Origin of the sequence: Mesobacillus subterraneus (genome assembly GCF_003937825.1) — a bacterium.
GTDB classification, from domain to species: domain Bacteria; phylum Bacillota; class Bacilli; order Bacillales; family Cytobacillaceae; genus Mesobacillus; species Mesobacillus subterraneus.
The window spans coordinates 355,441-381,544 of sequence record NZ_RSFW01000009.1 but is presented as its reverse complement, the minus strand read 5'-3'; the positions used below and the strand labels follow the sequence as shown (position 1 = coordinate 381,544).

Here is a 26,104-nt window from a genome sequence, read left to right as displayed (position 1 = left end):
TTATCGTCACATAAACAGGAAAAATGTGCGGATAGAAGGTTGGTCACGAGAATTATCGTCACATAAACAGGAATAATGTGCGGATAAAACGTGGGTCACGAGAATTATCATCACATTAACAGGAATAATGTGCGGATAAAACAGTCGTCACTGAAATGATCATCACATTAACAGGAATAATGTGCGGATAAAACCGGGTTCACGAAGATGATCGTCACATTAACAGGAATAATATTATAGTCCTAGCAGGAGGCGAAAGTATTTTCTGTATGTTTACCACTTTGCAGCTGAAGGGTAAAAAAACGTAAACGATGATGAAAGGAAAACATCATGAAGAAAAAGACAGCATTTGTTCTATTCACCATAATCTTTATTGCAATCCTTGCCGCCTTCAGCATTTATGACAAACAGCCTGTGAAGGAACAGGGGGACACTCTTGTGGTGGCATTTGGTGACTCGCTCACATACGGATATGGTGATGAAAAAGGATCCGGCTATATTGAAACACTGGACAAGAAATTGAATGAACAAACGAAGGAAGAGGTCCATTTTACCAACGAAGCGATATACGGACTGGAATCTTCAGGCGTTCTGTCCCAGCTATCGGATATTAGGGTCACCAGGAAGCTTGAAGAGGCTGATTATTTCATCCTCTTTATCGGTACGAATGATTTGATCAACAGCAATGGCGGAAATTTAGAGGAACTGCAGCTGGACAAGGTGGAAAAGGGGCAGGAAGTATACATCCAGAACCTGAAGGCGATCATTGATATCATTCGAAAAAATAATGATCAGGCTCCAATCCTCGTCCTGGGACTTTATAACCCTTATCCGTCTCTTGGGGAAATTGAAGCGGTGATCGATGACTGGAATGAAGGCATTCAAGAAGCGATTCAAGCAGAGGAGGAAATGGTTTATATTCCAACCAATGATTTGTTCCGGGGTGTGGAGAAGCAGCAGTATTTCAGTGATTCGCTCCATTTGAACGATCAAGGCTACAATCTGATTGCCGATCGTATTCTTGAAAAATTTACATTTAATTAAGACAAAGCCAGCCCGACAATTGATCTGTCCGGGCTGTTCCTATTTAATAATCACCTCTGGTGTTATATGGAAAAGAGTATAATTGAAACTAAATACATGATGATTTCGTAATATAATAGAAAAAAAGATTTGCTGAAAGGAATTTAGACTTTGAAAATAAAGCTTTTAGGTAATGCCACTCTAACTTTCTTGCTTGTCATGATTGCCCTGCTTTTATATTTTCAGTTCCTTACCAGACCGGAGATTAACGAAAATGTTCCATTGCCTCAAGATTTGCATCCGGTTGTCCAGGAAAAAAGAGACTTGTTGATCGAGCAGGCAGCGGGCAAAGGAATAAAGATCATCATCACAGATGGGTTCAGAGGTTTTGAGGAGCAGGATCGTTTATATGAAAAAGGAAGATCAACAGAAGGGCAGATTGTTACCCACGCAAGAGGCGGGGAGTCCTATCACAATTTTGGATTGGCTATTGATTTCGCGCTTCTGGACAGACAGGGAAAAGCCCTTTGGGATATGTCCTATGATGGGAATGGTAATGCGAAATCAGATTGGATTGAGGTTGTTGCGATTGCGAAGGATTTGGGCTTTGAGTGGGGAGGGGACTGGAGCCATTTTAAAGACTATCCTCACCTGGAAATGCGTTTCGGTCTGACAATCAATGACTTGAAGCGCGGGAAACGCCCTCCTGGGGATTCTTTGACCGCATCACAAAAGTAAAGCATCGGAACCGCAAATTTGGCTCCGATGCTTTTGTTCTTATTTTTGGTTGGAAATGGCCATTTCAGATTGTGGCTTACCTGCTTTGAAGAACTGTTTGATAATCAGGGACGGTCCGCCGAGAACGAATAGGTAGCGCGCTTCTATGACCTGTTTCATAAAGGCAGCGAATAACCCGCTGATTTTCAATCCAAACACTTTCCCGACAGCAGCTCTGTTGCCAATTGAAGCCACTGTTCCTTTATGGTGATATTCGAAAGCTTTTAGAGTCTCTCCTCGCAAACTGGCAACGATATTCGGTCCGCAAGTTTCAGCCTGCTGGATGGCAACCTGTGCAGTCGGAGGCAATTGTTGTTGCCCTTCTTTCATGAACAATGCTGCGTCGCCGATACAGAAGACGTTATTCATCCCTTTTACCCTCAGGAATTCGTCAACTTCTATACGTCCTCTTGAAACCGGCACATCAAGCTTTTCCAATAGAGCATTGCCGCGTACGCCGCCAGACCAGATCAACGTCCTTGATGGCAGTGTTTCACCATTATCCAATATGATGGAAGCAGGTGTGCATTCATGAATTTTAGTAGAAGTCATCAACTCTACACCATTCTTTTTCAGGTATTGGGAAGTAAAGGCAATCGCTTCTTTATCAAAACCGGGCAGAACCGTTTCCGACGCCTCGATATTGATTATTCTTGTGTCTTCAATCGGGACGTCATATTTCTTGCAAAGCTTTGGCAGTGTCTCGACAAGCTCGCCAACCATTTCTATACCGGTGAACCCGGCTCCGGCTACAGCAAAAGTCAGGCGGGAAGGGTCCTTGTCTTCCTTGTAGGCTGCAAACTGCCTGAGCATATGGTTGTAAATGGACTTTGTGCTCCTGAAACTCCTGATCTTAAAAGCATTTTCTTCTACTCCCGGTATGCCGAAGGTTGCAACATCAAAACCAAGGCAGATCAAGAGGTAGTCATATTCGACATCTTCACCTGATTCTAAGCGAACTGTTTGGTTTTTAAAGTCCACATCCTGAATCGTTCCTTTCTTGAACTGGACTTTATTCGTCTGAAGAAGATCAGGAATATGTAAAGTGATTTTCTCATCACAAGCTGTCCCTGCACCTGTTTTATGAAGCTGTGTGGAAATATAGTGATAATCGTGTTTGTTGATCAGTGTGACATCAGCTTCACCATTGCGCAACGTGTTTTCAAGCTGTCTGCTGGTAATCAGCCCGCCGTACCCTGCCCCAAGGATGACCACTTTTGGTGTATTCATTAGAATTCCTTCTTTCCGGTAAAATGATTTATATTGTGAAAATATTCACATGACAAGTTTAAAAAAAAAGACTTTTAAGGTGGGTATAGAAGTGCTTATTTATTGTGAATTAATTCACATTCTTGTCTCATTAATAGATTACGATATAACTATGATGATAGCAACAAAAAATCCAGGTGAAATATGGCAAAAAAATGACAAGTTCAGTGATTTAATCCAAAAAAGGAGATGGGGCTGCCATCTCCTTCTGCTTATAACTCCAGTGTTTCCGGTTCGCCATGGTCATTCATCAAACGGATTGTTTCTGGTTTTATTTCGAGAATAATGTAATCAGGATCCTCTGGAGTCGAAATCCATTTTTTCATCTTTTCATTCCAGAAGCGATCTTTGAGAGTCTGGTCTTCCTTAATTGTCGCTTTCCCCTGGATTTCAACATACGCATCTCCCACACCCTCGCCCTCATAACCAAGCAGGATATGGACATGAGGATTTTTTTCAATCTCCTCTGCTTTATATGTCTCTTTGCTGGTTGGCGTGTAAAGGGTCAATTCGTCGTTGAAAAAGGTCATATAGCGAGAGTGCGGCTTGTTTCCCTCAACTGTCGCAAGCGTGCCGACCTTCGATTCTCCTAGTATCTGTGAGACTCTGTCTTTTAATTCCTGGTTGCTCATTCAGCATCCTCCTTTAGGGTGATACTGTTAATATTCTCGTTAAAAGGCAAGCTAAACCTAAAAAAAAAGCCCTGGTGCTTTACCAGGGGGAAAACTTAAAGATCATTATCATAATCAACGTTGAACTTTTTCTCGCTTGACGACGAATCCTTTGTATTGTGTTTATCCTTTTCCTCGCGCATCTCCTGCTTGAGGTCCTCCATCGGAATAGCATCTACTGTCAATTGACTCTTAAATTTGTCATGCAGGCTTTTGGTTTCCGTTTCATATTGCTCCGGGTTGTCCATATTTTGAGTGTTATCCACCGGTACCCGCTTCTTGGACTCCTTCTCCATCTTGATCACCTCTCTTTGAAAAGTATTGATTTTATTTATCAGCACCAGACTCCTCTTGAGGTTTTACAGGATCTCTCTGTGGCTCTATATCCTTATTCTCAGCCTGTTTTTTCTCCTGTTCAACAGAACCGTCATTTTTCTTTTGATTGTTTTCTGGCATGATTAAAACCTCCTTCAGCTGTGATAATTTTAAAAATACCCTTTAGGAAAGAAACAAAACAATTGGATGAGTCAATTTAGAGATTTCAAAACCTAAGTCCACCGCAAACAAGCTTTAGTAGAGTAAATGGATGCCGAATGAAGGAAACCAGGCGGATTGCTTCATTTTCATAATGCAGGAGGTAAAGTGTCTGCAGAAGTAGCAGTTTTGCTTCATTCAATAATCCATCCTGTCCAATGTCTTTTAGGCACTCGACCTTCATATAGTTAATTATGTATGCACAATTAACAGAATGCGGAGGGGGAGCGTGATGATCATCATCCGGTTTCCAGATGGAACCAGCAGTGAAAAACTGCTTAGTTTGTCTGGGAAGCAAAAGGAAATTTACGACTATCTTGATAAAAGCCTGACGATGTTTGAGTATGATACTGTCTTTCAGCTCCTGTTCGAGATCAGGCTGCGTGAGAATATTATTGAAGCCTCGCTGAAGCTTAAGGACGCTGGAGTTGCTTTTACATCCTTCACATATTCACAATTCAATCCGGTTTATTGGACGAAGCATCCGATGGGCTATTTGCTGAACCCCAATGTAAGGCCTTCTGATGCTATCAATGATATTTTTGAAAATGGTCAGCTATACGGCTTTGAATGTTCCACAGCGATGGTGATCATTTTCTACAAAGCTGTATTGGATTCGATTCGTGTCTCGAATTTCAATTACTTATTCCGAGGGCTGCTCGTCTGGAATTGGAATTATGATCCTGATTTGGCCATTATTACTATGGAAGGGAATGAATTTATTCCGGGGGATGTGGTTTATTTTATGAATCCGGATTTTGACAAGCCGATTTGGCGGGGGGAAAATGCAGTATTTCTAGGTAAGGGACTGTATTATGGACATGGCATTGGCATCGGGACAGCAGAGGAAATGATCAATGCCTTGAATACACTCAGAAAAGAAGGAGCCACCAGATCAGCTTTTATGCTCAAGCAGCACAGCCGGCTTAATTTTAAGTATTTGTCCCAGTTTTCAAACAGATAATTCCAGAAAAGAGTTAAAGACTGGCTATAAGCCGGTCTTTTTTTCTATATCGTTTTCCTCATTTTAAAAAAATAAAAAAACTAGTAGACTTTACGAGGCATAGTTTTAAAAAACGGGGGAATATAAAAAGAGACATACTATATGCATTTCTAAATTCCGATTGAGGAATTTTGGGTCATGTTTAAAAAGGGAGTTTTGGAAATGAGATTATCCAAGGTGCTTAAAGCCCTCGGCGGCTGTATAAAAAAATATCAGAACGAAGCAGACTTTGAATTTGGCGGAATCGAGATGGATTCGCGCAAAGTTAAGCCTGGCGATTTATTTGTGGCGATTTCTGGTTTTCAAATGGACGGGCATCAGTTCATTGATGAAGCCATTGATAAAGGTGCTGCAGCTGTGATTGGGGAAAATGACCTTGATCTGAAGGTGCCTTATATACAAGTTTTCGACAGCAGGCTAGCCTTGGGAAGAGCGGCCAGCACATTTTATAACCATCCATCGAGAAAGCACACAGTTATTGGCATTACCGGTACGAATGGAAAAACAACGGTATCTTATATTTTGAAGCACATCCTCGAGACAGCGGGAAAGAGCTGTTCGCTGCTTGGGACTGTGTCTTATATTATAAATGATGAAGTGTACAAGCCTTCCAATACAACGCCGGATGCTTTGCAAATCCAGGAGCTGATGGCCAGGAGCAATGATGAATTTGTTGTTCTCGAAGTTTCCTCCCATGCACTTAAGCAATACCGAATTGAAGGTTTGGAGCTTGATTACGGATTATTTACTAACTTGTCTCACGATCATTTGGATTATCACCCGACAATCGAGGATTATTTCGAGGCAAAAACGCTTATGTACAATTACATGAAGCCAGAGGGAGCTGCAGTCATCAGCAGGCTAAGTGAATGGGGTGACGAGCTGGCCAGTTTGCTTCACGCCAAGGATATGCCTGTCTATTCAATAGGGTACGATGATTGTCATGATTTGAAAATAGAGGATATCAAACTGAATGGCCAGACCAGGTTTGATATCAAGCTCGGTGGCGTACTCTATTCCCTGACCTTCCCGTCACCTGGTCAGCATAATGTGTATAACGCAGCAATGGCATTTTTAACAGCAGTGAAAATCGGCATCAAGCCCGATGTCATTATAGAAGCTCTAAAAACGTTTCCGGGAGTGCCTGGTCGCTTTGAAATGATTCCTCATCCTGAAGGAGCGACTTTCATCGTCGACTATGCGCATACAGAAGACGCGATTGAGTATTGTCTGCATGCCGCAAAAGAACATGAGGCTGTCAAAATCAATCATATTTTCGGTTTCCGGGGTGAAAGGGATAAGACCAAAAGAGAGCATATGATCAAGACATCAGCAGCGATGAGTGACGAATTCATCCTGACTTTCGATGACTTGAATGGAGTATCTGAAGAAGAAATGATAAAGGAACTCCAGGAGCTCAATGACCGGTTTGGCATGAATAAAGGCAGGGTCATTGCAGATAGGACCAAGGCGATCAGGACAGCCTGGGAAACTGCGAAAAAAGGTGAATGGGTCCTGATTACCGGGAAAGGACCGGAAGAGTATCAATCCATGTATGAACTTCCGACTACTTCTGATAAAGGAACATTGCAGTACTTACAGAAAATGCAGAACAAACAACAGGTAATAGGTTGAATCCAACAGGCTGATGAAACGTCAGCCTGTTATTTTTTTGCGGAAAAATAAAACTGACACAAATTTTTCTTTATAAAATGACAAAACTATGAAATGTGAAGTGTGTCACTCCAATTTTTTCCCATATTCTTTTAAGATGAAAGTAAGAAAGCAGACTTCATCATTGCGGGAGGAGGTACTCAATATGAATAAAAATGAGATCTATAAAATGCTCGAAGAAGTAGAGGAGCCAATGCTTGGTGTTGATATTGTGAACCTTGGTCTCGTTTATGAGGTCTGTGTCAAAGATGACCGAGATGTTGAAATTGTAATGACCACGCGCAACCAGGATTGCATGCTTGCTGATTATATTGCGCTTTCTGCCCGGGAACACCTGGCAGGAAGGATGAAGGAATTGGAGCATATTGATATAAAAATGGTATCTGCACCAAAGTGGACAGAGGACCGCATGTCCAGATACGCCAAATATTTGCTTGATCTGTAAAGACTGCATGACTCTCCATGCAGCCTTTTCAATTTTTGATGAAAATATAAAATGATTATGTTGTGGGTACCTGGAAGTGGTGTTTAATCCAGCTGCAGCTTCCGGGTCTCGAGACACTGGTCCAGCTGCTGTTCCTAACTTTTCGAGATGTTATTTTGTTCTTTTCACAAAAAATCGATTGGAATTTCTTCCATACCCCAATATATTGTTACTTTCTGTCGAATTCTCTTTTAGAATGAGAGTTGGGGGAAAAATGGAGGCATAAAGAATGATCTATAGAAAAATAGCTGGAATCAATATGTGGAAATTGAACAGAACTCTTAAGAAACTGGCTTTCGCCCGTATGGAGCTTGAAAAGCAGATGCGGAAGGAATTGATTGTCGTACTGCTTGAGCCAAAAAAAGAAAAGGTGCTCGCTACTCCAGAGGAGAAGAAAGAAATCGAACAAATGGTTTTCGAACTCAACGGTTTCCAAACCTTGAAACTTTGCCTGCTTGAAGATTGCAAGCCTGTATATATGGAGAAAGTGACGAACACGGGTGTGGCAAGATGGCTGGAGATTCCTGTCGCGCCTTTAATTACATACGAATTCTTGAATGAATCCAGTTCCAAAGAAGAGGAAGTACTTGTATAAACCAGAAAAAAGAGAGCCTGCAGAGGTTCTCTTTTTTATATGGCATCATGCGCATTAGCTGCAAAATTAGCCATGGTGAATATGGGCTAGTATTTTTTTTGGTGTTTAATTGCACAAATGTCACGTCCTGAATAGGATATAGGGACATAAAAAAAGGAGGTTGTTACGATGTCTGATGGATGCGGATTCGGGCACGGCGGAGGTTTCGCGTTACTGGTGGTTTTGTTCATTTTGTTAATCATAATCGGAGCTTCTTGGGGTTTCGGTTACTAAATTAAAAATAATCGACTTTTAGAAGGAGGTTATATAATGTACGGCGGATGCTGTGGTTACGGTGGTTACGGTGTAGGAGGAGCTGGCTATGGCAGCGGTTTTGTCTTAATCGTTGTGTTGTTCATCCTCTTGATTATCGTAGGATGTTCTTGCTGTCGCTAGAGGAAGCAGAAGTGCCTGAATGGATTTCCATTCAGGCTTTTTTTGCCTTTCCCAAATAAGTTAGGCAATAAGCACCATGGAAAGTTGCAATATTCCTGTTATTTTAAATTAAAATAAAAAAATTCTGAAAATAGTGATTCCTTTTTGGTTCTCATTCGTCTAACTGTTTGAAAGAGGGGGGAGAATTTTGCGCGATCATTACAGCATTCATTTCCAGAAAGTATACGAGGAATACAGTGACAAGGTTTATGGCTATCTCCTGTTATTGACCGGAAAGAAAGAAGTCGCAGAGGATTTAACCCAGGAAACTTTTTTGAAGGTGTACAAGCATATTCATCAGTTCAATGGAGAATCACAAATGTTTACCTGGCTGGTGAAAATCGCCCGCAATGTGGCGATTGATCATTTAAGAAGGGGAAAAAGGCTTCGCTTTTTCTCGCTGGACAAGTATGTCATCCAAAGCTGTCAGCCGTCTCCCGTAGAAATTATTGTCAAAGGGGAGAAGACATCGCTTCTGTATAAAGCAATCAAAACACTGAAGCTAAGCTATCAGGAGGTTTTGATTTTAAGGAAGATCAAGGAGTTCTCGATTAGGGAAACAGCCTTGATCCTTGGCTGGAGCGAAAGCAAAGTGAAAATCACCACATCACGGGCAATGGCTGCCTTAAAAAAAGAGTTGAAGAGAAGAGGCGAATTAATTGAAGAAATCATTTGAACTTGAAGATAGCTTCAGGAGTCTCAATCATATCCCAAGATCAGAAATTCAGAAACGTAAAACTTATAACACGATCCTTCAAGCCAGCAAGAATCCTAAACGGTATCGTTACATATTCAGCCACTGGACAGGCGTTTTTTTGACCTTCGCGATGATTCTGGCCTGCACTGCCTTTCTTCTGGTACAAGTGCTCAATCCTGCTTACGGTGAGCAGACAGCGGCCAAACCCGCAGAACTTCTTACAGCAAGTGACATCGTAGTCACCTATATGACCAAGTCCGTGTCTGGCGATATCTTCAGTCTCCAGTCCAACCTGACAAGAAAGGGAGTTTCAATCATTGATGATCCAGTCTGGATGAAAACGATGAATGATGCCGTGAATAGCAGGAAAGCCGAGACAAACGCTCCGGTGATGGGGGACAGCTATGACCTTCTGTTGTTTTACGACAACAGGAAGCCTGATAAATGCAAGTTATGGGTTCATAATGGCGAGGTTTACCTCAAACGGATAAAAGAAACCAAGGTGTACAAAATTGATTCAGGAAAGTCAGTTTTTGTAACAAATTTGATCGATAAAATCGAAAAACAGGCTGCATTTTAGAGTGCGGCTTGATAAGAAGGAAAGTATGGAAACAAGCCGGGGGCAAGATAAGCCCCCGGCTTGTTGTTTTTGTCAAAAAAACGTTTTTAATTACAAACATTATTTTATAAGTCCCTCCACAGGTAATCTCAACATTTGGGTCCTATATCTATAGAGCCCGTACTTAAGCATTTTTAGCGTTTCAGTTTTATAGAACTTTCCCTAATTACTTCATCAGTATTAATGCATTGTTTTTCCCATTTAAACCTGGTTTTTATATTGAAATAAAAAATTAATAAAATTTTTATGTTTAGCTCTTTTCGAGCTTGGGTATTAGTTAGTTTGTATTTATCATTCTCAACTTGAATATACAGGAGGAAGAGTCATGAAGAGGGGTCTAGCATTCATTCTTGCAGTATTTTTATTGATTGGCATGCTGGCTGGATGTTCTGGAGAACAGAAGGCTGATGCAGGGAAAAAAACGCAGGACGGGAAGGTCGTAGTTGATTTTTGGACGTTCTGGGGATCGGAGACACGTCGCCCGATTATTGAAAAAATCATTGAGGACTACAACAATTCTCAGGACAAGGTATTCGTTAAGCACACATTCCTTCCCTGGGGAGATATCTGGACGAAGAACCTTGCTTCTGTAGCGGCTGGCAATCCGGCGGATGTAATCATCAATGATATCAACACTGTGTCACAGCGTGCTGAGAACAAGCAGGTGGAAGAACTAAGCAAATATATCGACGATTCGTTCAAGCAGCAGTTTTACCCTCACCTTTGGGATACAGTCGAGTATGAAGGCAAAGCATATGCAGTTCCTTTCAATACTGATACACGTCTTCTTTTCTATAATAAAAAAGCTTTCAAGGAAGCAGGACTGGATCCTGAAAAGCCGCCGGCAACCTGGGCTGAGCTCGAAGAATATGCAAAGAAGCTTGATGTTAAAAATGGCAAGCAGTATGATCGTGTTGGTTTCTATCCATTATGGGGAAGTGTCGGAGCATCCAGCTGGATGACAAATGCTGATAGTGGAAAAGGGTTCATTGATAATGGCGAGTTAGCAATCAATACTCCGAAAAAGGTGGAGGCTTTGGAATGGATTCTGGGCTGGAAAGAACGCCTTGGTGAAAATACGGTACAAGCATTCCAGGCTGAATTTGGCAGCGAGCAGGCCAACCCGTTCATTGCGGAAAAAGTAGCCATGTGGGTCGATGTAGGAACATTCTATACACAGCTAAGAGATTATGGACAGGATCTTGAATTTGGTGTCGCACCACTTCCTGAGTATGAGGAAGGAGCAGGGAACTGGGCGGAAGGCGGAGGTTTTGTTGCGGAGATCCCTAAAGGTGCAAAGAATCCTGAGGAAGCAATGGATTTCATCAAATACTTGACTGGTCCTGAAGCTCAGAAATACTGGGCAGTCAAGAACTATGACAATGTGGCCAATATTGAAGCCGCTGAGGCGACGATAGAGGAACTTAAAGGTCCGGACAAAATGGTCTATGAAGCGACAGTGAAGAATCTTGAGCAGACTAAGATGTTCCCGGTGCCTGTTGAGTATCCTGATTATCATAGCAGAATCAATCCGCAAATCGATAATGCCCTATTAGGCAAAACCACACCTGAAAAGGCATTGGAAAAAGCGGAAAACGATGTAGAGAAAATGAAAAAGAAATAATAGAGAAAGAGAAGGCGCGAGCGGCCCTTCTCTTTTTAATAGATCATTTAGTTTTCGGAATAGTCTTCAAATTCAACCGGTAATGCATAGGGGGGTTAGGAAGTATGAAGTCTTCAGAAAGTACATTGGCACACAGGGAAGCGGGGACCAACATCATCCCGGAACGGAAAAGCACCAATGCCGCTGTCAAGAAGAAGGGGCTCAGCAGGAAAGCCAAAGATAATCTTGCTGGATATTTGTTCATTTCACCATGGATCATCGGTTTCCTTGGCCTTACACTTGGACCGCTATTATTCAGCCTGGCTGCAAGTTTTACAGATTACAATATTACATCGAAAATGAACTTCATCGGCTTAGAGAATTACAAGCGCATGTTTACAATGGACGATTTATTCCGCACTTCTCTTTATAATACAATTTATTATGTTATTTTTTCCGTACCGCTAACAACAGCGGGAGCCATCCTGCTGGCCGTTTTATTAAATCAAAAAGTTAAAGGGATGAAGTTTTTCAGGACAATCTACTATCTGCCTGCTATATTATCGGGCGTGGCAGTCTATTTCCTTTGGATGCAGCTATTGAGCCCATCTACAGGCCTCGTCAATACAATGCTTGGCTGGTTTGGAATTGAAGGTCCTGCCTGGCTGTTCGACCCAGAATGGACTAAACCAGCGCTTCTTCTGATGAAGATGTGGAGTGTAGGCGGGGGAATGCTCCTGTACTTGGCCAGCCTGCAAGGGGTATCGTCTCAGATGTATGAAGCCGCAGATATTGAGGGAGCAACTGCGTGGCAGAAGTTTTACCATATCACATTGCCGATGATTTCACCGATTATCTTCTTCGATGTGATCACCAGTACGATCGGTTCTTTCCAAATTTTCCAGGAAGCCTATGTGATGACCGAGAATGGCAGCGGAGGGCCAGGAAACTCTCTATTATTCTACAATTTGCATATGTGGAACAACGCGTTTGAAGTATTTGACATGGGATACGCTTCAGCAATGGCGTGGCTGCTCTTCATTATTGTCATGATTCTGACCGTGCTAAATATGAAGCTCGGAAAGCGCTGGGTACATTATGAAGGAGGAGATGGCAAGTGAGTCAGGCAACAGCACCAAGATTTTATGAAACGAAAAAATTCAAAGAAAACGTCAAACTTACCTTTGTCACTTTGCTGCTCATTGCCGGGAGTACTCTGATTTTGATGCCATTATGGTGGATGATTTCGACTTCGTTAAAATCACCGGCTGAAATTGCCCAGTATCCTCCGACGTTCATCCCGAAGGAGTTCAATTTCAGCAATTATGTGGAGGCTTGGCAGACAGCGCCATTTACGCGCTGGGCAATGAATACAGTCTTCATTGCAGCAGTCGGCACTATCGGCAGCGTGCTTGTCAACTCACTCGTTGCTTATGCGTTCGCTAAAATCAGGTTCAAGGGCAGGAATACGCTTTTTATCATTGTCCTGTCCACGATGCTTATTCCAGGTTTCGTGACCATGGTTCCCCAGTATATCCTGTTTTCAAAGCTTGGCTGGGTGAACACCTATCTTCCATTGATCGTACCTGCATTCCTGGGCAGCGCCTTTTTCATCTTCCTGCTGCGTCAGTTCATGATGGGCATCCCGAATGAACTGATCGAAGCGGCAATTCTTGATGGGGCAGGGCATCTGCAAATCTGGTGGCACATCATGCTGCCTTTGACAAAGCCTGCACTGATTACAGTTGCAATCTTTTCTTTCAATGGCGCATGGAATGACCTGCTGGGACCATTGCTTTACATCAATGATGAAAGCATGTATACACTGCAAATCGGTTTGCAGACCTTCAAGGGGACTGTACAGACACAATGGCATTATTTAATGGCCATGTCCGTGACCGTCCTGCTGCCGGTAGTCTTGCTGTTTTTCTTTTTCCAAAGATATTTCATTGAAGGTTCCAATATTTCATCAGGTACAAAAGGATAAATATGGTAACAAAAAGGATGCCAAATTTGGCATCCTTTTGCGTGAATTACCCTGCAACAGGACAGCTAGTCAGCCAAACTCCTGATACGCAGGTTCTATAACCGTTATAGTACGCCCATTTCGTACATTGCCAGCACAGATAGCCAGCAGTGTTGACCTCGGATTCGCTTTTGTAAGCCTCAATCGGGCTAGTGACTGCATTGGATGAACCATTCGATGAAGGAGAGGCAATAACAGAACCGGAGAATACAAGCAGCAGGACAAACGTAAGCATCAACAGCTTTTGCATGATTCTTCCCCCTTATATTTTTTATCAAAACAAATCTTGTAAAAAATTTACTATTACTTAAAAATACTGAATGAATAAGGGGTTTAGAATAGGACAAAAGATTTAATCCTTATAAACACACTTTAGACCTAGAAGACAAGCCGAACTTTTCCCAACTTAAGCTTCATCGGCTAGCAGATTTTTTTAGGTGTTTACTAGTATAAGGCTCAGCGAGAAAAGTGCAGCCAATTTTGAAAAAACCCGCCATGTGGGCGGGTTTTACATGTTTTGCGTATTTTCTTCAAGTTTGTTTTCATCAATGATGAGACCATCTGCAGCATGTTCTTCCTTCCATATCCGGAATTTTTCCAAGTCAGCAGTGATTTGTTTTAATACAAAACCAATTACAGCTGCATCATCAACAAACCCCAGCCCTATGATGAAATCGGGAATGATGTCGATGGGAGAGACAAAATATATAATCGCAGCAATGATGGTCAGGATCGATCCGGTCGGGATTTTCTTGTAATCTCCTCTGCGCCAGGCACTTACCAAATCAAATAAAAGCTGAAGGTTGTCCCAAACTTCAGGCAGGGAATTCTTTTTCTCATCAGCTTTCCTGCTTGCAGCACTTAAAAGGGTATCTGTTTTTTCCGGTCGTTTAACGTACTCTTTTGCCTTTGTTTCAAATCTTTTATAGCCATCTCCGATTTTCTTGGTTCCCAACATTTCAAACATCCTTCCTGAGAAAAATCCTTATTTATTATTTTTACCCATGCGGAAGTTCAATCCAAACATGCGAAGGAATTGGTAATTATTTTCGCACCAGATCCAATTTTAATAAAAACTGTTTTGAAATGCAGAATAAGGGAACTTTATAGGGTGATTAAAATAGTTGACTTGTCTTGTATATACAAGTAAAATGTAAACGTAATCAACAACATGTATATACAAGATGTTGGATTTATAGCAATGTTTTTATTATAGGAAATGAAAACGGTAACAGGAGGAGAAAGAAATGAATCGAGAAGGTGTTGAACAAATCGTCGAGGCGATTGGCGGCAAAGAAAACATCGCCGCTGCCACCCACTGCGTCACAAGGCTTCGCTTTGCCTTGAAGGATGAAGGCAAAGTGGACAAGGAAAAACTGGAGAATATTGATTTGGTAAAAGGTTCATTTTCAGCGAATGGACAATATCAGGTTGTTATTGGTCAGGGGCTTGTCGATAAGGTCTATGCGGAAATGGTTGCGATTACAGGGATTGGCGAGGCTTCGAAAGAGGACATCAAGGATGCCGCAGCCCAAAACCTGAACCCTTTGCAAAGGGCAATCAAGACGCTTGCAGATATTTTCATCCCAATCCTGCCAGCGATCGTGACAGCTGGTCTGTTAATGGGAATTAACAATATCCTGACTGGAAAGGATATCTTTTTCGAAGGCCAGGCACTCATCGATGTTTATACCGGATGGGCTGACTTTGCCAGCATCATCAACTTGATTGCAAATACTGCATTCGTATTCCTGCCGGGCTTGATTGGTTGGAGTGCGGTCAATAAATTTGGCGGAAGTCCATTGCTCGGTATCGTCCTCGGTCTGATGCTTGTGCATCCGGATCTGTTGAATGCATGGGGATATGGTGCGGCCCAGCAGGAGGGCGAGATTCCAACATGGAACTTGTTTGGTTTATCAGTTGAAAAGGTAGGTTATCAAGGACAAGTGTTGCCTGTCTTGCTTGCATCTTATGTACTGGCAAAGATGGAAATTTTCCTTCGCAAGCGGATTCCTGACGCGTTTCAGCTGCTGACAGTAGCTCCGCTTGCATTATTGATCACTGGTTTCCTATCATTTATTGTGATTGGACCAATCACATTTGCTATTGGTAATATGATCACGAATGGTGTTGTTGGCATTTTCGACGCGGTACCTGCGATTGGCGGTCTGATCTATGGCGGTTTATATGCACCGCTCGTCATTACAGGTATGCACCATACTTTCCTTGCAGTAGACCTGCAGCTGATTGGCACGATTGGCGGAACATTCTTGTGGCCGATGGTGGCTCTTTCAAATATTGCACAGGGCTCTGCTGCATTTGCGATGATGTTTGCGGATCGAAACAATGAGAAATTAAAAGGTCTTTCAATGACATCTGCGATTTCTGCATGGCTTGGAATCACCGAACCAGCAATGTTCGGGGTGAACCTTCGTTATAAATATCCATTCATTGCAGCGATCATCGGGTCAGCAATCGCTGGGATTGTCATTACGCTTAGTGGCGTACAAGCACCATCGATCGGTGTTGGCGGCCTGCCGGCATTCCTGTCTATCTTCACTGAGTTTTGGGGAGTATTCTTCATTGGGATGGGAATCGCGCTTGTCGTACCTTTCGTACTGACGTTCATTTTTGCTAAAACAAGGAAGAATAAAGAGGCTTAATTGCAGCTAGAGAACGAATCCTGATGGAGGTGGATGTATTATCATGACTGAACCATGGTGGAAAAAGTCGGTCGTTTATCAAATCTATCCAAAGAGCTTTTATGACACGACTGGCAATGGAACAGGCGACCTTCCGGGGATTATCGCCAAACTTGATTATCTGAAGGAGCTGGGTGTGGACGTGATTTGGCTGACACCAATCTACGATTCACCGCAGCGTGATAATGGTTATGATATCAGGGACTATTTTAAGATATATGAAGAATACGGAGCGATGGAAGACTTCGACCGTCTTCTTGATGAAGCACACCAGCGTGGCATCAAAATCATCATGGACCTCGTCGTGAACCACTCATCAACTGAGCACGAGTGGTTCCAGGACGGCAGTAAATCGAAAACCAGTCCTTACCGAAACTACTATATATGGAAAGACCCGAAAGAAGACGGCAGTGCCCCGACCAACTGGGAATCCAAATTTGGCGGAAATGCCTGGCAATATGATGAGGCCACAGGACAGTATTATCTACACCTGTTCGATGTGACACAGGCTGATTTGAACTGGGAGAACGAGCAGCTTAGACAAGAAGTGTATGACATGATGCATTTCTGGTTCAAAAAAGGAGTCGACGGCTTCAGGCTGGATGTCATCAACTTGATCTCGAAAGACCAGGATTTCCCGGACGACGATGGATCAGTGCCTCCTGGGGACGGACGCAAATTTTACACAGACGGCCCGAAAGTACATGAGTATCTTCAGGAAATGAATCGTGAGGTACTTTCAAAGTATGACAGCATGACGGTCGGCGAGATGTCTTCAACGACGATCGACCACTGCATCAAGTATTCCAACCCGGAACGGAAAGAATTGAGCATGACCTTTAATTTTCATCATTTAAAGGTTGATTATAAAAATGGAGACAAATGGTCACAGGCGGATTTCGATTTTCTTGCACTCAAGCGTATCCTGTCGCTATGGCAGGTTGAAATGCACAAAGGCGGCGGATGGAATGCCTTGTTCTGGTGCAATCATGACCAGCCGCGGGTGGTTTCCCGTTATGGAGATGATGGCAAGTACCATCGTGAATCCGCAAAAATGCTCGCAACAGCCATCCATATGCTGCAGGGAACACCATACATCTATCAGGGTGAAGAAATCGGGATGACGAACCCTTATTTTGATAAAATCGAAGACTATCGCGATGTTGAGTCGTTGAATATGTACAAGATCAAATTGGAAGAGGGCTTGTCGGAAGAAGAAATCCTGAAAATTTTGCAAAGCAAATCAAGAGACAACTCAAGAACACCAGTCCAATGGAATGGCACAGAACATGCTGGTTTCACAAAAGGAACGCCATGGATCAATGTGGCGAAGAATTACGAGGAAATCAACGTGGAAAATGCTCTCGCCGATGAGAATTCTGTTTTCTACCATTATAAGAAGTTGATCCAGCTGCGAAAGCAGTTCGATCTTATCACATATGGTGATTATGAGCTCATCCTTGAAGAACATCCAGATCTCTTTGCCTATATCAGGAATGGACAGGATGAGAAACTGTTGGTCGTGAACAATTTTTATGGAAAAGACACCAGGTTTGAATTGCCAAGTCATGTTGATGTTGACAGGTACCAGGCAAAGGTTCTGTTATCTAACTATGAAGATTCATCAGAAGACGTTAGGAACTTCACTCTTCGCCCGTATGAATCAGTTGTGTATCACTTAACGAAATAATTTTACCGTGGAGGCATTGAATGTCTCCACTTTTTTTACATTGGTAGGAGTTATTGTTTACATAAATTGTTAAAAGTAGTGATAATTGCTGATTTCGTAGTGATAGAGGCAAAAAGCGTAGTGATTCTCTACGATTTCGTAGTGATAGAGGCGCAAAACGTAGTGAAAAGCGTTCATTTCGTAGTGATGACGGGGAAAAATGCAGGGAGTGCTGGTGATCAGGTCGCGATGGTGACCATTTTGAAGGACTTACGCAAAGATTGGAGATTATATCTCACTTCTTTAAAAAAACACAGTATGCTGGAGCATGTTTGACTGGCATTTCCAGGTGGAAAAAGAACATATACCATCCTAATATGAAATGAGGTCTGTAACATGATACCAATTCAGTCGAATATAGAAGGCAAAGAGCTGCCGGTTGGGGAATTGAAGCAAAAACTTGAGCCGATCGGTTTTACTGTCAATGGAAATTGGGAGTACGATCATGCGTATATTGATTATAAAATGAATGATGACCACGGTGACCAGCAGTATGTCCGGATTCCATTCCAGTCTACTGGCGGCGAGCTGGATGATGACAATACCATCGTGCAAATCGGGACTCCGTTCCTGCTGGACCATCAGTTCGATACAGATGTTGATGAAGAGGGCAATATTGGGCCGCTAACAGGATCAATTGACCAATTCAAGACCCCAGCCGACAAGGATGCGCCGTTCCCAGAAGAGTATGTTGAGCGCGGGAAAACATTGATCAGTAAAGCAGAACAGGCATTGACCGGAATATAAAATGACAAGGACAGCTTCCGATTAAGGGAGCTGTCTTTTGTTATTTCCTAACAAAAGGATGGCGAAAAACACGGTTGGCCGATATATCGGGGAAAGTGGTCGATATAATTAGAAATTCGCTGATATAATGGAAAATGTGGCCGATATATTCGGAAATCCGCTGATATATTGAGAATTGTGGTCGGTAAGTTTTACTTCTCATCTTTAGAAAGGTGTTTTTAGATACAGAAACTGGATTCTTATTCAAAAAAGTACTTCATTATGTGGAGAAGGAATGACCATAATGAAAAATAAGCATCTTTTATGGTGCGTTATAAAAGATTAACTAGCATGGATATGGAGTGTGAAATTGAAATGGAACAAAAATTGTATTATCAAGATGCTTATATGAAAAGCTTTACAGCTGAGCTTCTAAAGCAGGAGCATGATGAAGATGGACGGCTTTATGTTGTGCTGTCTCAGACTGCTTTTTATCCAACAGGCGGAGGGCAGCCGTTCGATACGGGTACGCTGAATGCTGTGAAGGTAGTGGATGTCGAGGAAACAGGCGGCGAAATCCGTCATTACATAGATGCAAAGCTGGAGGAATCAACTGAAATAGAAGGAGAGATTGATTGGGAGAGGCGTTTTGACCATATGCAGCAGCACGCCGGGCAGCATATTTTATCTGCCGCTTTTGAAGACTTGTTTGGCTACAAAACAGTCAGCTTTCATCTTGGTAAAGAGACCCTTACGATCGACCTCGAGACAGAATCATTATCGGCACATGAAGCACAGGCTGCTGAAGAACTCGCGAATCAGATCATCCTTGAAAATCGCCCCATTCTGACGAAATGGGTCAATTCCGAAGAAGTGAGGAGATATAAGCTCAGGAAAGAGCTTTCTGTCACGGAGGATATCCGGCTCGTCATCATTCCGGAATTTGATTACAATGGCTGCGGCGGCACGCATCCTGACAGCACGGGCCAGGTCACTTCTTTGAAAATCCTCGGGTGGGAAAGGCAAAAGAAGATGGTCCGCATTGAGTTCGTCTGCGGGAGAAGGGTACTTGAACAGCTTGGCAAAAAGCATACAGTTCTGCAAGAGCTGACGGCTTTGTTGAATGCTCCAGAACAGGATATGGCAGATGCCGTTAAACGGATGCTAGAACAGCGAAAAGAGTTGGATAAAATGATAGAAGAATCCAGGGAACAGCTATTAAGATACGAAGCTGCCGAACTCGTTGACGCGGGAACAGGAATGATTGTCAGCAAGGTTTTTCAGAACAGAACGATTCAGGAATTGCAGAAGCTGGCCAGATTGCTGGTTTCTCAGGCTGAGGACCGAGTTTTCCTGCTGGCAGCAGAAAATGAAGATAAGCTCCAATTTGTATTTGCACGGGGCAAGCAGGCTGAAGCAGACCTTAAAAGGTGGAACAAAGAGGCATTGGCGATCATTGATGGTAAGGGAGGAGGAAATGACTTCCTTGTCCAGGGTGGAGGAAGGTTGATCCGGGGTGAGCAATTCCTCAGTCAGTTACTTGAGAAAATACGCTGATTTTGAACAAAGCTTGAAGAAAATAGGGAGGATAGGCCTGGGTCGTGGGAAGTGATTTTGCAGGTGAAAACAGCTTTATCACCATTTTTATGTAACAAATCTAGAAAACAAAGACTTTCAACCTATTTTTTACAGTTGGATTGGTTATAAATGAAAGTTTTACCATTTAAAAAAGGGTTTAACTCCCTCATAATGGAATTCAACCAGAGAAATAGGGGGAATCAGAATGTTTGATATTGAAAAAGGATCTGTAGAAGAAGCAATCATGATCCTGCAAAATCTCGGTCTGAAAGTGAATGAATACGAGAAAACGAATTCGATGATTCCAGTAGAAAAATATAAGGAATTATTGGAGTTCACTATTGCTGTCGCCAGGAGAACAGGTGAAGTTACTGACACAATCGATGAGATGATGGAAGATATAGAAGCTAGAATGTAGATTATAGATAGAACAAGAGCAGCCCTCGGGCTGCTCTTTCATTTTAATTTGTCTGGGTTTTATCAATGTACTCAAACAAGAAGGACTGTCCGTTTCGGTAAAACCGAGGATCATATACTCCAAGTCTTTCGCCATCATCGACGATGACGACAAAAGGTGACCATTCATAGAGCGTCCTTGCCTCAGGCTTCTCCTCGAAAAGCCCATTAAGATCCGCTTCCTCAGCGGAAGATATCTCATATTGGAGTTTACGATCGCTAAACAGATTGTCCTGATAAATGGCAACCTCGCTGTCATTTTTCGTGATGACGGTATACGTCCATGGGATAAAGCCAGCCGAAAGGGCAATCTGTTCATAATCGTCCTCGTATTGATTGTAGAGCATCCAGCCCTGGACACTTTGGACAATGACATGCAGGGCAATGAATACCCAGGCCAACTTGAAAAATCGAGGACTCTTTGCTTTGTTTTTCCTAGAAACAATAAAAGCCCCTGCAAAGATGATCCAAAAGACGAAGTCAATGATGGGAATTGTTCCGAATGTGATCCTTATGCTGGAAAAAGGCTCCAGGTACCCAGTTCCCCATGCATTGAACAAATCACTCGAGTTATGGATGGCGACTGCCACCCATCCAAGGAAAAATAGTTTCAGGTCTTTTACTTTGAAAAGAAGAAAGGATAGTAAAAGAAAGATCAGTGCCCAAACCGGGGTAAGGAAGATCGAATGAGTAATGCCCCTGTGCCACATCTGATAAAGGCCTTCGTTGTCCCAAAGCTGGGAAATGACATCTATGTCAGGAATCTGGCTCGCTCCGACTGCAGTCAGCAGATAGGCCCGTTTTTGATTTTTTTCCATATCAGTCTTATCAACGGCGCCATATAAGGCCAAACCGAATAAAGTATGGGTAATTGAATCCATGCCGCACCTCCTGAATTTCTATTATAATCGTTTCAGGGAAATTTTTAAAAGTTCTGATATGCAATTGCAGGATTGCAAACTTTCCCCGAGAAAGATAAGATTAATTTTATGAGGAATTTTGCCTTTAACAGAAAGGAAACATTTAAATATGAAAAAATTAAAAGATGAAGTATTATCACGCAGAACCTTTGCGATTATTTCCCACCCGGATGCCGGGAAAACGACACTTACGGAAAAACTCCTGCTGTTCGGCGGTGCCATCCGCGATGCTGGTACGGTAAAAGCTAAAAAGACAGGTAAATTTGCGACAAGTGACTGGATGGAAATCGAAAAGCAGCGCGGAATCTCCGTCACATCCAGCGTCATGCAGTTCGATTATGACGGATTTAAAGTGAATATCCTTGATACACCTGGTCACCAGGATTTCTCTGAAGACACTTACAGAACGTTAACAGCAGTTGACAGCGCTGTGATGATTATAGACTCTGCGAAGGGGATTGAGGATCAGACTCTCAAGCTTTTCAAGGTTTGCCGCATGAGAGGGATCCCGATCTTCACTTTTATCAACAAGCTTGACCGCCAGGGAAAAGCGCCCCTTGAGCTGCTGGCTGAATTGGAAGAGGTCCTTGGAATTGAATCGTATCCAATGAACTGGCCAATCGGGATGGGGAAGGAATTCCTCGGAATCTATGATCGTTTCAACACCCGGATCGAACAGTTCCGTGTTGAGGAAGACAAGCGGTTCATTCCGCTTACCGAAGATGGCGAAATCGATGGAGATCATTCGTTAAAAGAATCTTCATTATATGATCAGACTCTGGAAGAGATCATGCTCCTTGATGAAGCCGGTAATGAATTTTCTAAGGAAAGGATCGCTGACGGAACTTTGACTCCTGTATTTTTCGGAAGTGCCCTGACGAACTTCGGAGTACAGACATTCCTTGATTCTTATCTGCAATTTGCACCGGTGCCGCAGGCAAGGAATTCGACTGCTGGTGAAGTTGATCCGCTTTCGGATGAGTTTTCAGGATTTATCTTTAAAATCCAGGCAAACATGAATCCTGCTCACCGCGACAGGATTGCATTTTTGCGAATCTGTTCAGGGAAGTTTGAGCGTGGCATGACAGTCCAGCTCAGCAGGACGGGAAAGTCGATGAAGCTTGCACAGTCGACCCAGTTCATGGCAGATGACCGCAGTACTGTTGAAGAAGCTGTTGCCGGGGACATCATCGGACTCTATGATCCAGGCACATACCAGATTGGCGATACAATTGTCTCGGGCAAGGAAGCATTCCAATATGAGAGGCTTCCGCAATTCACTCCTGAACTATTCGTCAGGGTTTCTGCGAAGAACGTCATGAAGCAAAAGCATTTCCATAAAGGGATCCAGCAGCTTGTACAGGAGGGAGCCATCCAGCTCTTCAAGACGCTGAAAACTGAAGAGTACCTGCTTGGCGCCGTCGGTCAGCTTCAATTTGAAGTATTCGAGGCAAGGATGCGCAACGAATATAATGTTGAAGTTCTGATGGAAAGACAGGGATCGAAAATCGCCCGCTGGATTGAGGGAGACGATGTCAATGAGAACCTTTCCAGCTCAAGGAGCCTGCTTGTTGCCGACCGATTTGACAAGAAGGTATTCCTGTTTGAAAATGAATTCGCATTAAGATGGTTCCAGGATAAGAATCCTGAGGTTAAACTCTATAATCCAATGGATGCTTAATAAAGGAAAAACCGGCATTATGAAATGCCGGTTTTTTCATGTCCAGAGAGTTCTTTTTTCCATATGGATGGGTGTATTGGTATAATCCGGTTAAAAGATAATTATCTGGAGGAACATGATGGGAAATGAATGCAGTCACTGCGGTCTGCCGTTTCAATTGTTAGAAAAAGGTTACCTGTTTGTTTTTAGCGATTACAGCAGGACCATACAGCCATATGGCTCACTAACAGAGCTGGAAAAACTACTAGAGGATGCCGCTCTCCCGGCGGGCGATGCAGCAACTATCCAAACTGGTATTTCAATGTCCACTGTGCCTCCCTTAATGCTGCTGAATTTACAACAGTTGCTGGCGCATGTTCGAAGTCGGGACATCGTTAAGGTGATCGGCCATGGGGAACTGGTCAGTTACCTTCAGCCTATTATAAGTCTGAAGAATGATGCCCAGGTTTATGGGTATGAATCATTGTTGAGGACAGGAACCCCAGAGCAAATCTCTCCTGGGAAGTTATTCGAAACCGCGAATGAGACGGGGCTGCTTTCTCTCCTGGATAGACGGGCAAGGGAAGCAGCGATCAAGGCAAAAAAGGAGAAAGTTCCTGCTGGCATTAAAAGCTTCATCAATTTCTTGCCGTCCACCATCTACAACCCGGAATATTGCCTGAGGCACACTTTCAGGTTAGTTGAAAAATATCAAATCAATCCTGACGATCTCGTTTTTGAAGTAGTGGAAACAGAAAAAATCACTGATGTCCAACACTTGAAAAATGTTCTTAATACATATAAAAGACAGGGGATGAAGGTGGCGCTTGATGATGTGGGTGCAGGATTCTCCACGCTTGAAGTCCTCGAGATGCTTAATCCGGATTATGTGAAAATCGATCGTCAATTTATCTCTCATTGTGACCAGGATGCACAGAAACAAGAATTTTTGGGAGAAGTGATCACATTGGCACGACAACTCAATATAATCGTTCTTGCAGAAGGTATTGAAAGAAAAGAAGAATTGGAGTATTGCCGGAAGATAGGTGCAGACCTTGCCCAGGGGTATTATTTGGGGAAGCCTCAACCCATTATATAATAGTTTCTGCAATGGCCAGTCTCTATAAGACTGGTTTTCTGTTGACTTTTAAAACCTTTCATACTATATTAATATTATTCTATATCGCTTTTATGCATAAAAGCGTTTATGTACGAAAGATTAATAGCAGTGCTGGCAGATAAAAGTAGATTCACCATGAGCAGCGGAAAGAGACTGGATGGTTGCTGAAAATCCAGGCAGTGGATGATTCGAAATACAACTGCTTCAACATGCACTTTAAATGAAGCGGGCAGACATGGTTGTTTGCCAATTAGGGTGGTACCGCGGAGCTCCTTCGTCCCTATGTGAGAGAGCTTTTTGCATTTATTGCGACTAATTGGAGGGATCACATCATGTTTAACCAAAAGCCTGTAATCTCAATGAAAACGTCTGAAGCCGCAGTTGTCATCTTGCTGCTGCTAACGGGAATCAGCTATGGAATGATTAAACTCGAACTGGTGCCTCATATCCCAGTATTATTGGGGATCATGGGCCTGATTGTATACGGTTTGCTGAAAAAAATAAAGATGGCTGAACTGGAATACGGAATGATAGAAGGAGCAAAGGCTGGCCTTGGAGCTGTGATGATTTTCTTTTTCATCGGAATGCTTGTCAGCAGCTGGATTGCTGCTGGTACGATTCCAACGTTGATCTACCTTGCATTTGAACTGGTGACAGGGAAGTGGTTCTACGCCATCGTGTTTCTTGTTACTTCTGTTGTCGGATTGAGCATCGGCAGCTCATTGACAACTTCAGCGGTAATCGGTGTTGCGTTCATTGCAGTCAGCGAAACATTAGGGCTCTCACTGGCAATTACGGCTGGAGCAGTCGTGTCAGGTGCATTCCTTGGTGATAAAATGTCGCCGCTCTCAGATACAACTGTACTGGCTTCTTCGACTGTAAAAGCAGATTTGTTCGATCATATAAAAAATATGAGCTGGACGACAATTCCTGCATTATTGGTTTCTCTGGTGTTATTTGCAGTATTGTCACCTGAACTCAGCTCTGCAGACTTCACCAAGCTAGAAGGGTTGCAGAACACGCTGCTGGACATGAATCTCGTACACTGGTACTCACTTATTCCTTTGGTGGTCGTCGCGTTGCTGGCAGTGAAGAAAATGTCGTCTGTGCTGACTCTTGGAGCAGGTACGATGGCTGGGCTCTTAGTCAGCATGTTGGTCGTCGAAAGGAAGGATTGGGGCACGCTGCCAGGGATCCTATTTTCCGGCTATGTTTCTCAAAGCGGAAATGAACAATTAGATTCGCTGCTGTCCCGCGGCGGACTGGAGAGCATGTTCTTTTCCGTGACGCTTGTCCTTCTCGCCCTCAGCATGGGCGGGCTCCTGTTCAAACTCGGAGTGCTGCCAGCACTGCTATCGGGTCTTGCGGGCAGCTTGAAAAAGGTGCCGGTACTGATTGGATCCGCAGCATTATCTGCAGTGGGTATCAACTTTTTAATCGGCGAGCAGTACTTGTCCATTCTGCTGACAGGAAACACATTTGCCGGTCATTTTCAAAAAGCAGGACTTCATCCGAAAAACCTTTCACGTGTGCTTGAGGATGCAGGCACGGTGATCAACCCGCTGGTTCCATGGAGTGTCTGCGGAGTCTTCCTGAGCAGTGTCCTTGGGGTGAGCACGATCGAGTATGTTCCATTTGCGTTCTTTTGCCTGCTGTCACCGGTATTGACTCTTACTGCCGGGTTTACTGGGCTGACGTTAACTAGAATAGGAAGAAAAGCGGTGGCATAGGCTGCCGCTTTTTTTTATTTGCGATTTGTTACGA

At 43.1% G+C, this 26,104-nt stretch carries 28 protein-coding genes; 21 read left to right on the top strand and 7 right to left on the bottom strand.

Annotated elements, in window-relative coordinates; all coding sequences use genetic code 11:
* The first annotated feature begins 330 nt into the window (after window positions 1–330).
* Together EJA10_RS07460 and EJA10_RS07455 are read left to right on the top strand one after the other, a co-directional pair.
* Complete coding sequence (locus EJA10_RS07460; protein WP_125479364.1) at window positions 331–1,044, top strand: DUF459 domain-containing protein; 714 nt, start codon at window positions 331–333, stop codon at window positions 1,042–1,044.
* 150 nt (window positions 1,045–1,194) lie between these two features.
* The gene (locus EJA10_RS07455) at window positions 1,195–1,761 is read left to right on the top strand and encodes a M15 family metallopeptidase (protein WP_425462075.1); all 567 of its coding nucleotides are present in this window, start codon (window positions 1,195–1,197) and stop codon (window positions 1,759–1,761) included.
* Between the two features lie 39 nt (window positions 1,762–1,800).
* On the opposite strand, the gene EJA10_RS07450 is transcribed toward EJA10_RS07455, so the two are convergent.
* The 4 genes from EJA10_RS07450 to EJA10_RS23895 form a co-directional block, all read right to left on the bottom strand.
* A complete protein-coding gene (locus EJA10_RS07450; protein ID WP_125479363.1) occupies window positions 1,801–3,030 on the bottom strand; it encodes an NAD(P)/FAD-dependent oxidoreductase in 1,230 nt (409 codons plus the stop codon).
* A 251-nt stretch (window positions 3,031–3,281) separates the two neighbouring features.
* Window positions 3,282–3,701 (bottom strand): pyridoxamine 5'-phosphate oxidase family protein, encoded by a 420-nt coding sequence (locus tag EJA10_RS07445; RefSeq protein ID WP_125479362.1) that lies wholly within the window; start codon window positions 3,699–3,701, stop codon window positions 3,282–3,284.
* 95 nt (window positions 3,702–3,796) lie between these two features.
* Window positions 3,797–4,081 carry a hypothetical protein gene (locus EJA10_RS07440; RefSeq protein ID WP_425462074.1) on the bottom strand — a complete coding sequence of 95 codons (285 nt, stop codon included), beginning with the start codon at window positions 4,079–4,081 and terminating at the stop codon, window positions 3,797–3,799.
* The gene (locus tag EJA10_RS23895) at window positions 4,068–4,196 is read right to left on the bottom strand and encodes a hypothetical protein (RefSeq protein ID WP_281274479.1); all 129 of its coding nucleotides are present in this window, start codon (window positions 4,194–4,196) and stop codon (window positions 4,068–4,070) included. Before EJA10_RS23895 ends, EJA10_RS07440 begins: the two co-directional genes overlap by 14 nt.
* A gap of 310 nt (window positions 4,197–4,506) precedes the next feature.
* Here EJA10_RS23895 and EJA10_RS07435 point away from each other — a divergent pair, with 310 nt between their 5' ends.
* The 11 genes from EJA10_RS07435 to EJA10_RS07385 all read left to right on the top strand — a co-directional run bounded on the left by EJA10_RS07435 (window position 4,507) and on the right by EJA10_RS07385 (window position 13,410).
* Complete coding sequence (locus EJA10_RS07435; protein ID WP_125479361.1) at window positions 4,507–5,238, top strand: protein-glutamine gamma-glutamyltransferase; 732 nt, start codon at window positions 4,507–4,509, stop codon at window positions 5,236–5,238.
* A 201-nt stretch (window positions 5,239–5,439) separates the two neighbouring features.
* Entirely contained in the window at window positions 5,440–6,912 is a 1,473-nt protein-coding gene (locus tag EJA10_RS07430) for a UDP-N-acetylmuramoyl-L-alanyl-D-glutamate--2,6-diaminopimelate ligase (protein ID WP_125479360.1), read from the top strand.
* Between the two features lie 184 nt (window positions 6,913–7,096).
* The gene (locus EJA10_RS07425) at window positions 7,097–7,396 is read left to right on the top strand and encodes a metal-sulfur cluster assembly factor (RefSeq protein WP_170169088.1); all 300 of its coding nucleotides are present in this window, start codon (window positions 7,097–7,099) and stop codon (window positions 7,394–7,396) included.
* Between the two features lie 268 nt (window positions 7,397–7,664).
* A complete protein-coding gene (locus EJA10_RS07420; protein WP_125479358.1) occupies window positions 7,665–8,030 on the top strand; it encodes a hypothetical protein in 366 nt (121 codons plus the stop codon).
* A gap of 168 nt (window positions 8,031–8,198) precedes the next feature.
* Window positions 8,199–8,303, top strand: coding sequence for a YjcZ family sporulation protein (locus tag EJA10_RS07415; RefSeq protein WP_125479357.1), 105 nt, complete (start codon window positions 8,199–8,201; stop codon window positions 8,301–8,303).
* Window positions 8,304–8,339: 36 nt separating this feature from the next.
* Window positions 8,340–8,465, top strand: a complete 126-nt coding sequence (locus EJA10_RS07410; protein WP_125479356.1) for a YjcZ family sporulation protein — start codon at window positions 8,340–8,342, stop codon at window positions 8,463–8,465.
* A 187-nt stretch (window positions 8,466–8,652) separates the two neighbouring features.
* A complete protein-coding gene (locus tag EJA10_RS07405; protein ID WP_246017712.1) occupies window positions 8,653–9,180 on the top strand; it encodes an RNA polymerase sigma factor in 528 nt (175 codons plus the stop codon).
* The gene (locus EJA10_RS07400) at window positions 9,164–9,781 is read left to right on the top strand and encodes a hypothetical protein (protein WP_125479354.1); all 618 of its coding nucleotides are present in this window, start codon (window positions 9,164–9,166) and stop codon (window positions 9,779–9,781) included. The genes EJA10_RS07405 and EJA10_RS07400 overlap by 17 nt, the downstream gene beginning before the upstream one ends.
* A 364-nt stretch (window positions 9,782–10,145) precedes the next feature.
* Window positions 10,146–11,444, top strand: a complete 1,299-nt coding sequence (locus EJA10_RS07395; protein ID WP_125479353.1) for an ABC transporter substrate-binding protein — start codon at window positions 10,146–10,148, stop codon at window positions 11,442–11,444.
* A gap of 104 nt (window positions 11,445–11,548) precedes the next feature.
* Window positions 11,549–12,544, top strand: coding sequence for a carbohydrate ABC transporter permease (locus EJA10_RS07390; protein ID WP_125479352.1), 996 nt, complete (start codon window positions 11,549–11,551; stop codon window positions 12,542–12,544).
* A complete protein-coding gene (locus EJA10_RS07385) occupies window positions 12,541–13,410 on the top strand; it encodes a carbohydrate ABC transporter permease (RefSeq protein ID WP_125479351.1) in 870 nt (289 codons plus the stop codon). Before EJA10_RS07390 ends, EJA10_RS07385 begins: the two co-directional genes overlap by 4 nt.
* A 46-nt stretch (window positions 13,411–13,456) precedes the next feature.
* Here EJA10_RS07385 and EJA10_RS07380 read toward each other — a convergent pair whose 3' ends face one another.
* Window positions 13,457–13,699 (bottom strand): hypothetical protein, encoded by a 243-nt coding sequence (locus tag EJA10_RS07380; RefSeq protein WP_125479350.1) that lies wholly within the window; start codon window positions 13,697–13,699, stop codon window positions 13,457–13,459.
* 258 nt (window positions 13,700–13,957) lie between these two features.
* Window positions 13,958–14,407, bottom strand: coding sequence for a YkvA family protein (locus EJA10_RS07375; protein ID WP_125479349.1), 450 nt, complete (start codon window positions 14,405–14,407; stop codon window positions 13,958–13,960).
* 289 nt (window positions 14,408–14,696) lie between these two features.
* Here EJA10_RS07375 and treP point away from each other — a divergent pair, with 289 nt between their 5' ends.
* The 5 genes from treP (at window position 14,697) to EJA10_RS07350 (ending at window position 20,602) form a co-directional block, all read left to right on the top strand.
* Window positions 14,697–16,112, top strand: coding sequence for a PTS system trehalose-specific EIIBC component (gene treP / locus EJA10_RS07370; protein WP_125479348.1), 1,416 nt, complete (start codon window positions 14,697–14,699; stop codon window positions 16,110–16,112).
* A gap of 43 nt (window positions 16,113–16,155) precedes the next feature.
* Complete coding sequence (gene treC, locus EJA10_RS07365; protein ID WP_125479347.1) at window positions 16,156–17,841, top strand: alpha,alpha-phosphotrehalase; 1,686 nt, start codon at window positions 16,156–16,158, stop codon at window positions 17,839–17,841.
* 375 nt (window positions 17,842–18,216) lie between these two features.
* Window positions 18,217–18,627: a YugN family protein gene (locus tag EJA10_RS07360; protein WP_125479346.1), complete on the top strand. Its 411-nt coding sequence runs from the start codon at window positions 18,217–18,219 to the stop codon at window positions 18,625–18,627.
* Between the two features lie 354 nt (window positions 18,628–18,981).
* Complete coding sequence (locus tag EJA10_RS07355; RefSeq protein WP_125479345.1) at window positions 18,982–20,163, top strand: alanyl-tRNA editing protein; 1,182 nt, start codon at window positions 18,982–18,984, stop codon at window positions 20,161–20,163.
* A 226-nt stretch (window positions 20,164–20,389) separates the two neighbouring features.
* Window positions 20,390–20,602: a hypothetical protein gene (locus tag EJA10_RS07350; protein WP_125479344.1), complete on the top strand. Its 213-nt coding sequence runs from the start codon at window positions 20,390–20,392 to the stop codon at window positions 20,600–20,602.
* A gap of 43 nt (window positions 20,603–20,645) precedes the next feature.
* Here the strand turns inward: EJA10_RS07350 and EJA10_RS07345 are convergent, their stop codons facing one another.
* Window positions 20,646–21,521 (bottom strand): metal-dependent hydrolase, encoded by an 876-nt coding sequence (locus EJA10_RS07345; RefSeq protein WP_125479343.1) that lies wholly within the window; start codon window positions 21,519–21,521, stop codon window positions 20,646–20,648.
* A gap of 148 nt (window positions 21,522–21,669) precedes the next feature.
* Between EJA10_RS07345 and EJA10_RS07340 the strand changes: the two genes are divergently transcribed.
* The 3 genes from EJA10_RS07340 to EJA10_RS07330 all read left to right on the top strand — a co-directional run bounded on the left by EJA10_RS07340 (window position 21,670) and on the right by EJA10_RS07330 (window position 26,070).
* Window positions 21,670–23,241, top strand: coding sequence for a peptide chain release factor 3 (locus EJA10_RS07340; RefSeq protein ID WP_125479342.1), 1,572 nt, complete (start codon window positions 21,670–21,672; stop codon window positions 23,239–23,241).
* A 115-nt stretch (window positions 23,242–23,356) separates the two neighbouring features.
* Entirely contained in the window at window positions 23,357–24,319 is a 963-nt protein-coding gene (locus tag EJA10_RS07335; protein ID WP_125479341.1) for an EAL domain-containing protein, read from the top strand.
* A gap of 353 nt (window positions 24,320–24,672) precedes the next feature.
* Entirely contained in the window at window positions 24,673–26,070 is a 1,398-nt protein-coding gene (locus EJA10_RS07330; protein ID WP_125479340.1) for a Na+/H+ antiporter NhaC family protein, read from the top strand.
* The last annotated feature ends 34 nt before the right edge of the window (window positions 26,071–26,104 follow it).

Excerpts from the sequence above, each read along its gene's own strand:
- EJA10_RS07460 (WP_125479364.1), top strand. The coding sequence starts at position 331 with ATGAAGAAAAAGACAGCATTTGTTCTATTCACCATAATCTTTATTGCA.
- EJA10_RS07450 (WP_125479363.1), bottom strand. The coding sequence starts at position 3,030 with ATGAATACACCAAAAGTGGTCATCCTTGGGGCAGGGTACGGCGGGCTG.
- EJA10_RS07445 (WP_125479362.1), bottom strand. The coding sequence starts at position 3,701 with ATGAGCAACCAGGAATTAAAAGACAGAGTCTCACAGATACTAGGAGAA.
- EJA10_RS23895 (WP_281274479.1), bottom strand. The coding sequence starts at position 4,196 with ATGCCAGAAAACAATCAAAAGAAAAATGACGGTTCTGTTGAACAGGAG.
- EJA10_RS07435 (WP_125479361.1), top strand. The coding sequence starts at position 4,507 with ATGATCATCATCCGGTTTCCAGATGGAACCAGCAGTGAAAAACTGCTT.
- EJA10_RS07430 (WP_125479360.1), top strand. The coding sequence starts at position 5,440 with ATGAGATTATCCAAGGTGCTTAAAGCCCTCGGCGGCTGTATAAAAAAA.
- EJA10_RS07425 (WP_170169088.1), top strand. The coding sequence starts at position 7,097 with ATGAATAAAAATGAGATCTATAAAATGCTCGAAGAAGTAGAGGAGCCA.
- EJA10_RS07420 (WP_125479358.1), top strand. The coding sequence starts at position 7,665 with ATGATCTATAGAAAAATAGCTGGAATCAATATGTGGAAATTGAACAGA.
- EJA10_RS07415 (WP_125479357.1), top strand. The coding sequence starts at position 8,199 with ATGTCTGATGGATGCGGATTCGGGCACGGCGGAGGTTTCGCGTTACTG.
- EJA10_RS07410 (WP_125479356.1), top strand. The coding sequence starts at position 8,340 with ATGTACGGCGGATGCTGTGGTTACGGTGGTTACGGTGTAGGAGGAGCT.
- EJA10_RS07395 (WP_125479353.1), top strand. The coding sequence starts at position 10,146 with ATGAAGAGGGGTCTAGCATTCATTCTTGCAGTATTTTTATTGATTGGC.
- EJA10_RS07390 (WP_125479352.1), top strand. The coding sequence starts at position 11,549 with ATGAAGTCTTCAGAAAGTACATTGGCACACAGGGAAGCGGGGACCAAC.
- EJA10_RS07380 (WP_125479350.1), bottom strand. The coding sequence starts at position 13,699 with ATGCAAAAGCTGTTGATGCTTACGTTTGTCCTGCTGCTTGTATTCTCC.
- EJA10_RS07375 (WP_125479349.1), bottom strand. The coding sequence starts at position 14,407 with ATGTTGGGAACCAAGAAAATCGGAGATGGCTATAAAAGATTTGAAACA.
- treP (WP_125479348.1), top strand. The coding sequence starts at position 14,697 with ATGAATCGAGAAGGTGTTGAACAAATCGTCGAGGCGATTGGCGGCAAA.
- treC (WP_125479347.1), top strand. The coding sequence starts at position 16,156 with ATGACTGAACCATGGTGGAAAAAGTCGGTCGTTTATCAAATCTATCCA.
- EJA10_RS07360 (WP_125479346.1), top strand. The coding sequence starts at position 18,217 with ATGATACCAATTCAGTCGAATATAGAAGGCAAAGAGCTGCCGGTTGGG.
- EJA10_RS07355 (WP_125479345.1), top strand. The coding sequence starts at position 18,982 with ATGGAACAAAAATTGTATTATCAAGATGCTTATATGAAAAGCTTTACA.
- EJA10_RS07350 (WP_125479344.1), top strand. The coding sequence starts at position 20,390 with ATGTTTGATATTGAAAAAGGATCTGTAGAAGAAGCAATCATGATCCTG.
- EJA10_RS07345 (WP_125479343.1), bottom strand. The coding sequence starts at position 21,521 with ATGGATTCAATTACCCATACTTTATTCGGTTTGGCCTTATATGGCGCC.
- EJA10_RS07340 (WP_125479342.1), top strand. The coding sequence starts at position 21,670 with ATGAAAAAATTAAAAGATGAAGTATTATCACGCAGAACCTTTGCGATT.
- EJA10_RS07335 (WP_125479341.1), top strand. The coding sequence starts at position 23,357 with ATGATGGGAAATGAATGCAGTCACTGCGGTCTGCCGTTTCAATTGTTA.
- EJA10_RS07330 (WP_125479340.1), top strand. The coding sequence starts at position 24,673 with ATGTTTAACCAAAAGCCTGTAATCTCAATGAAAACGTCTGAAGCCGCA.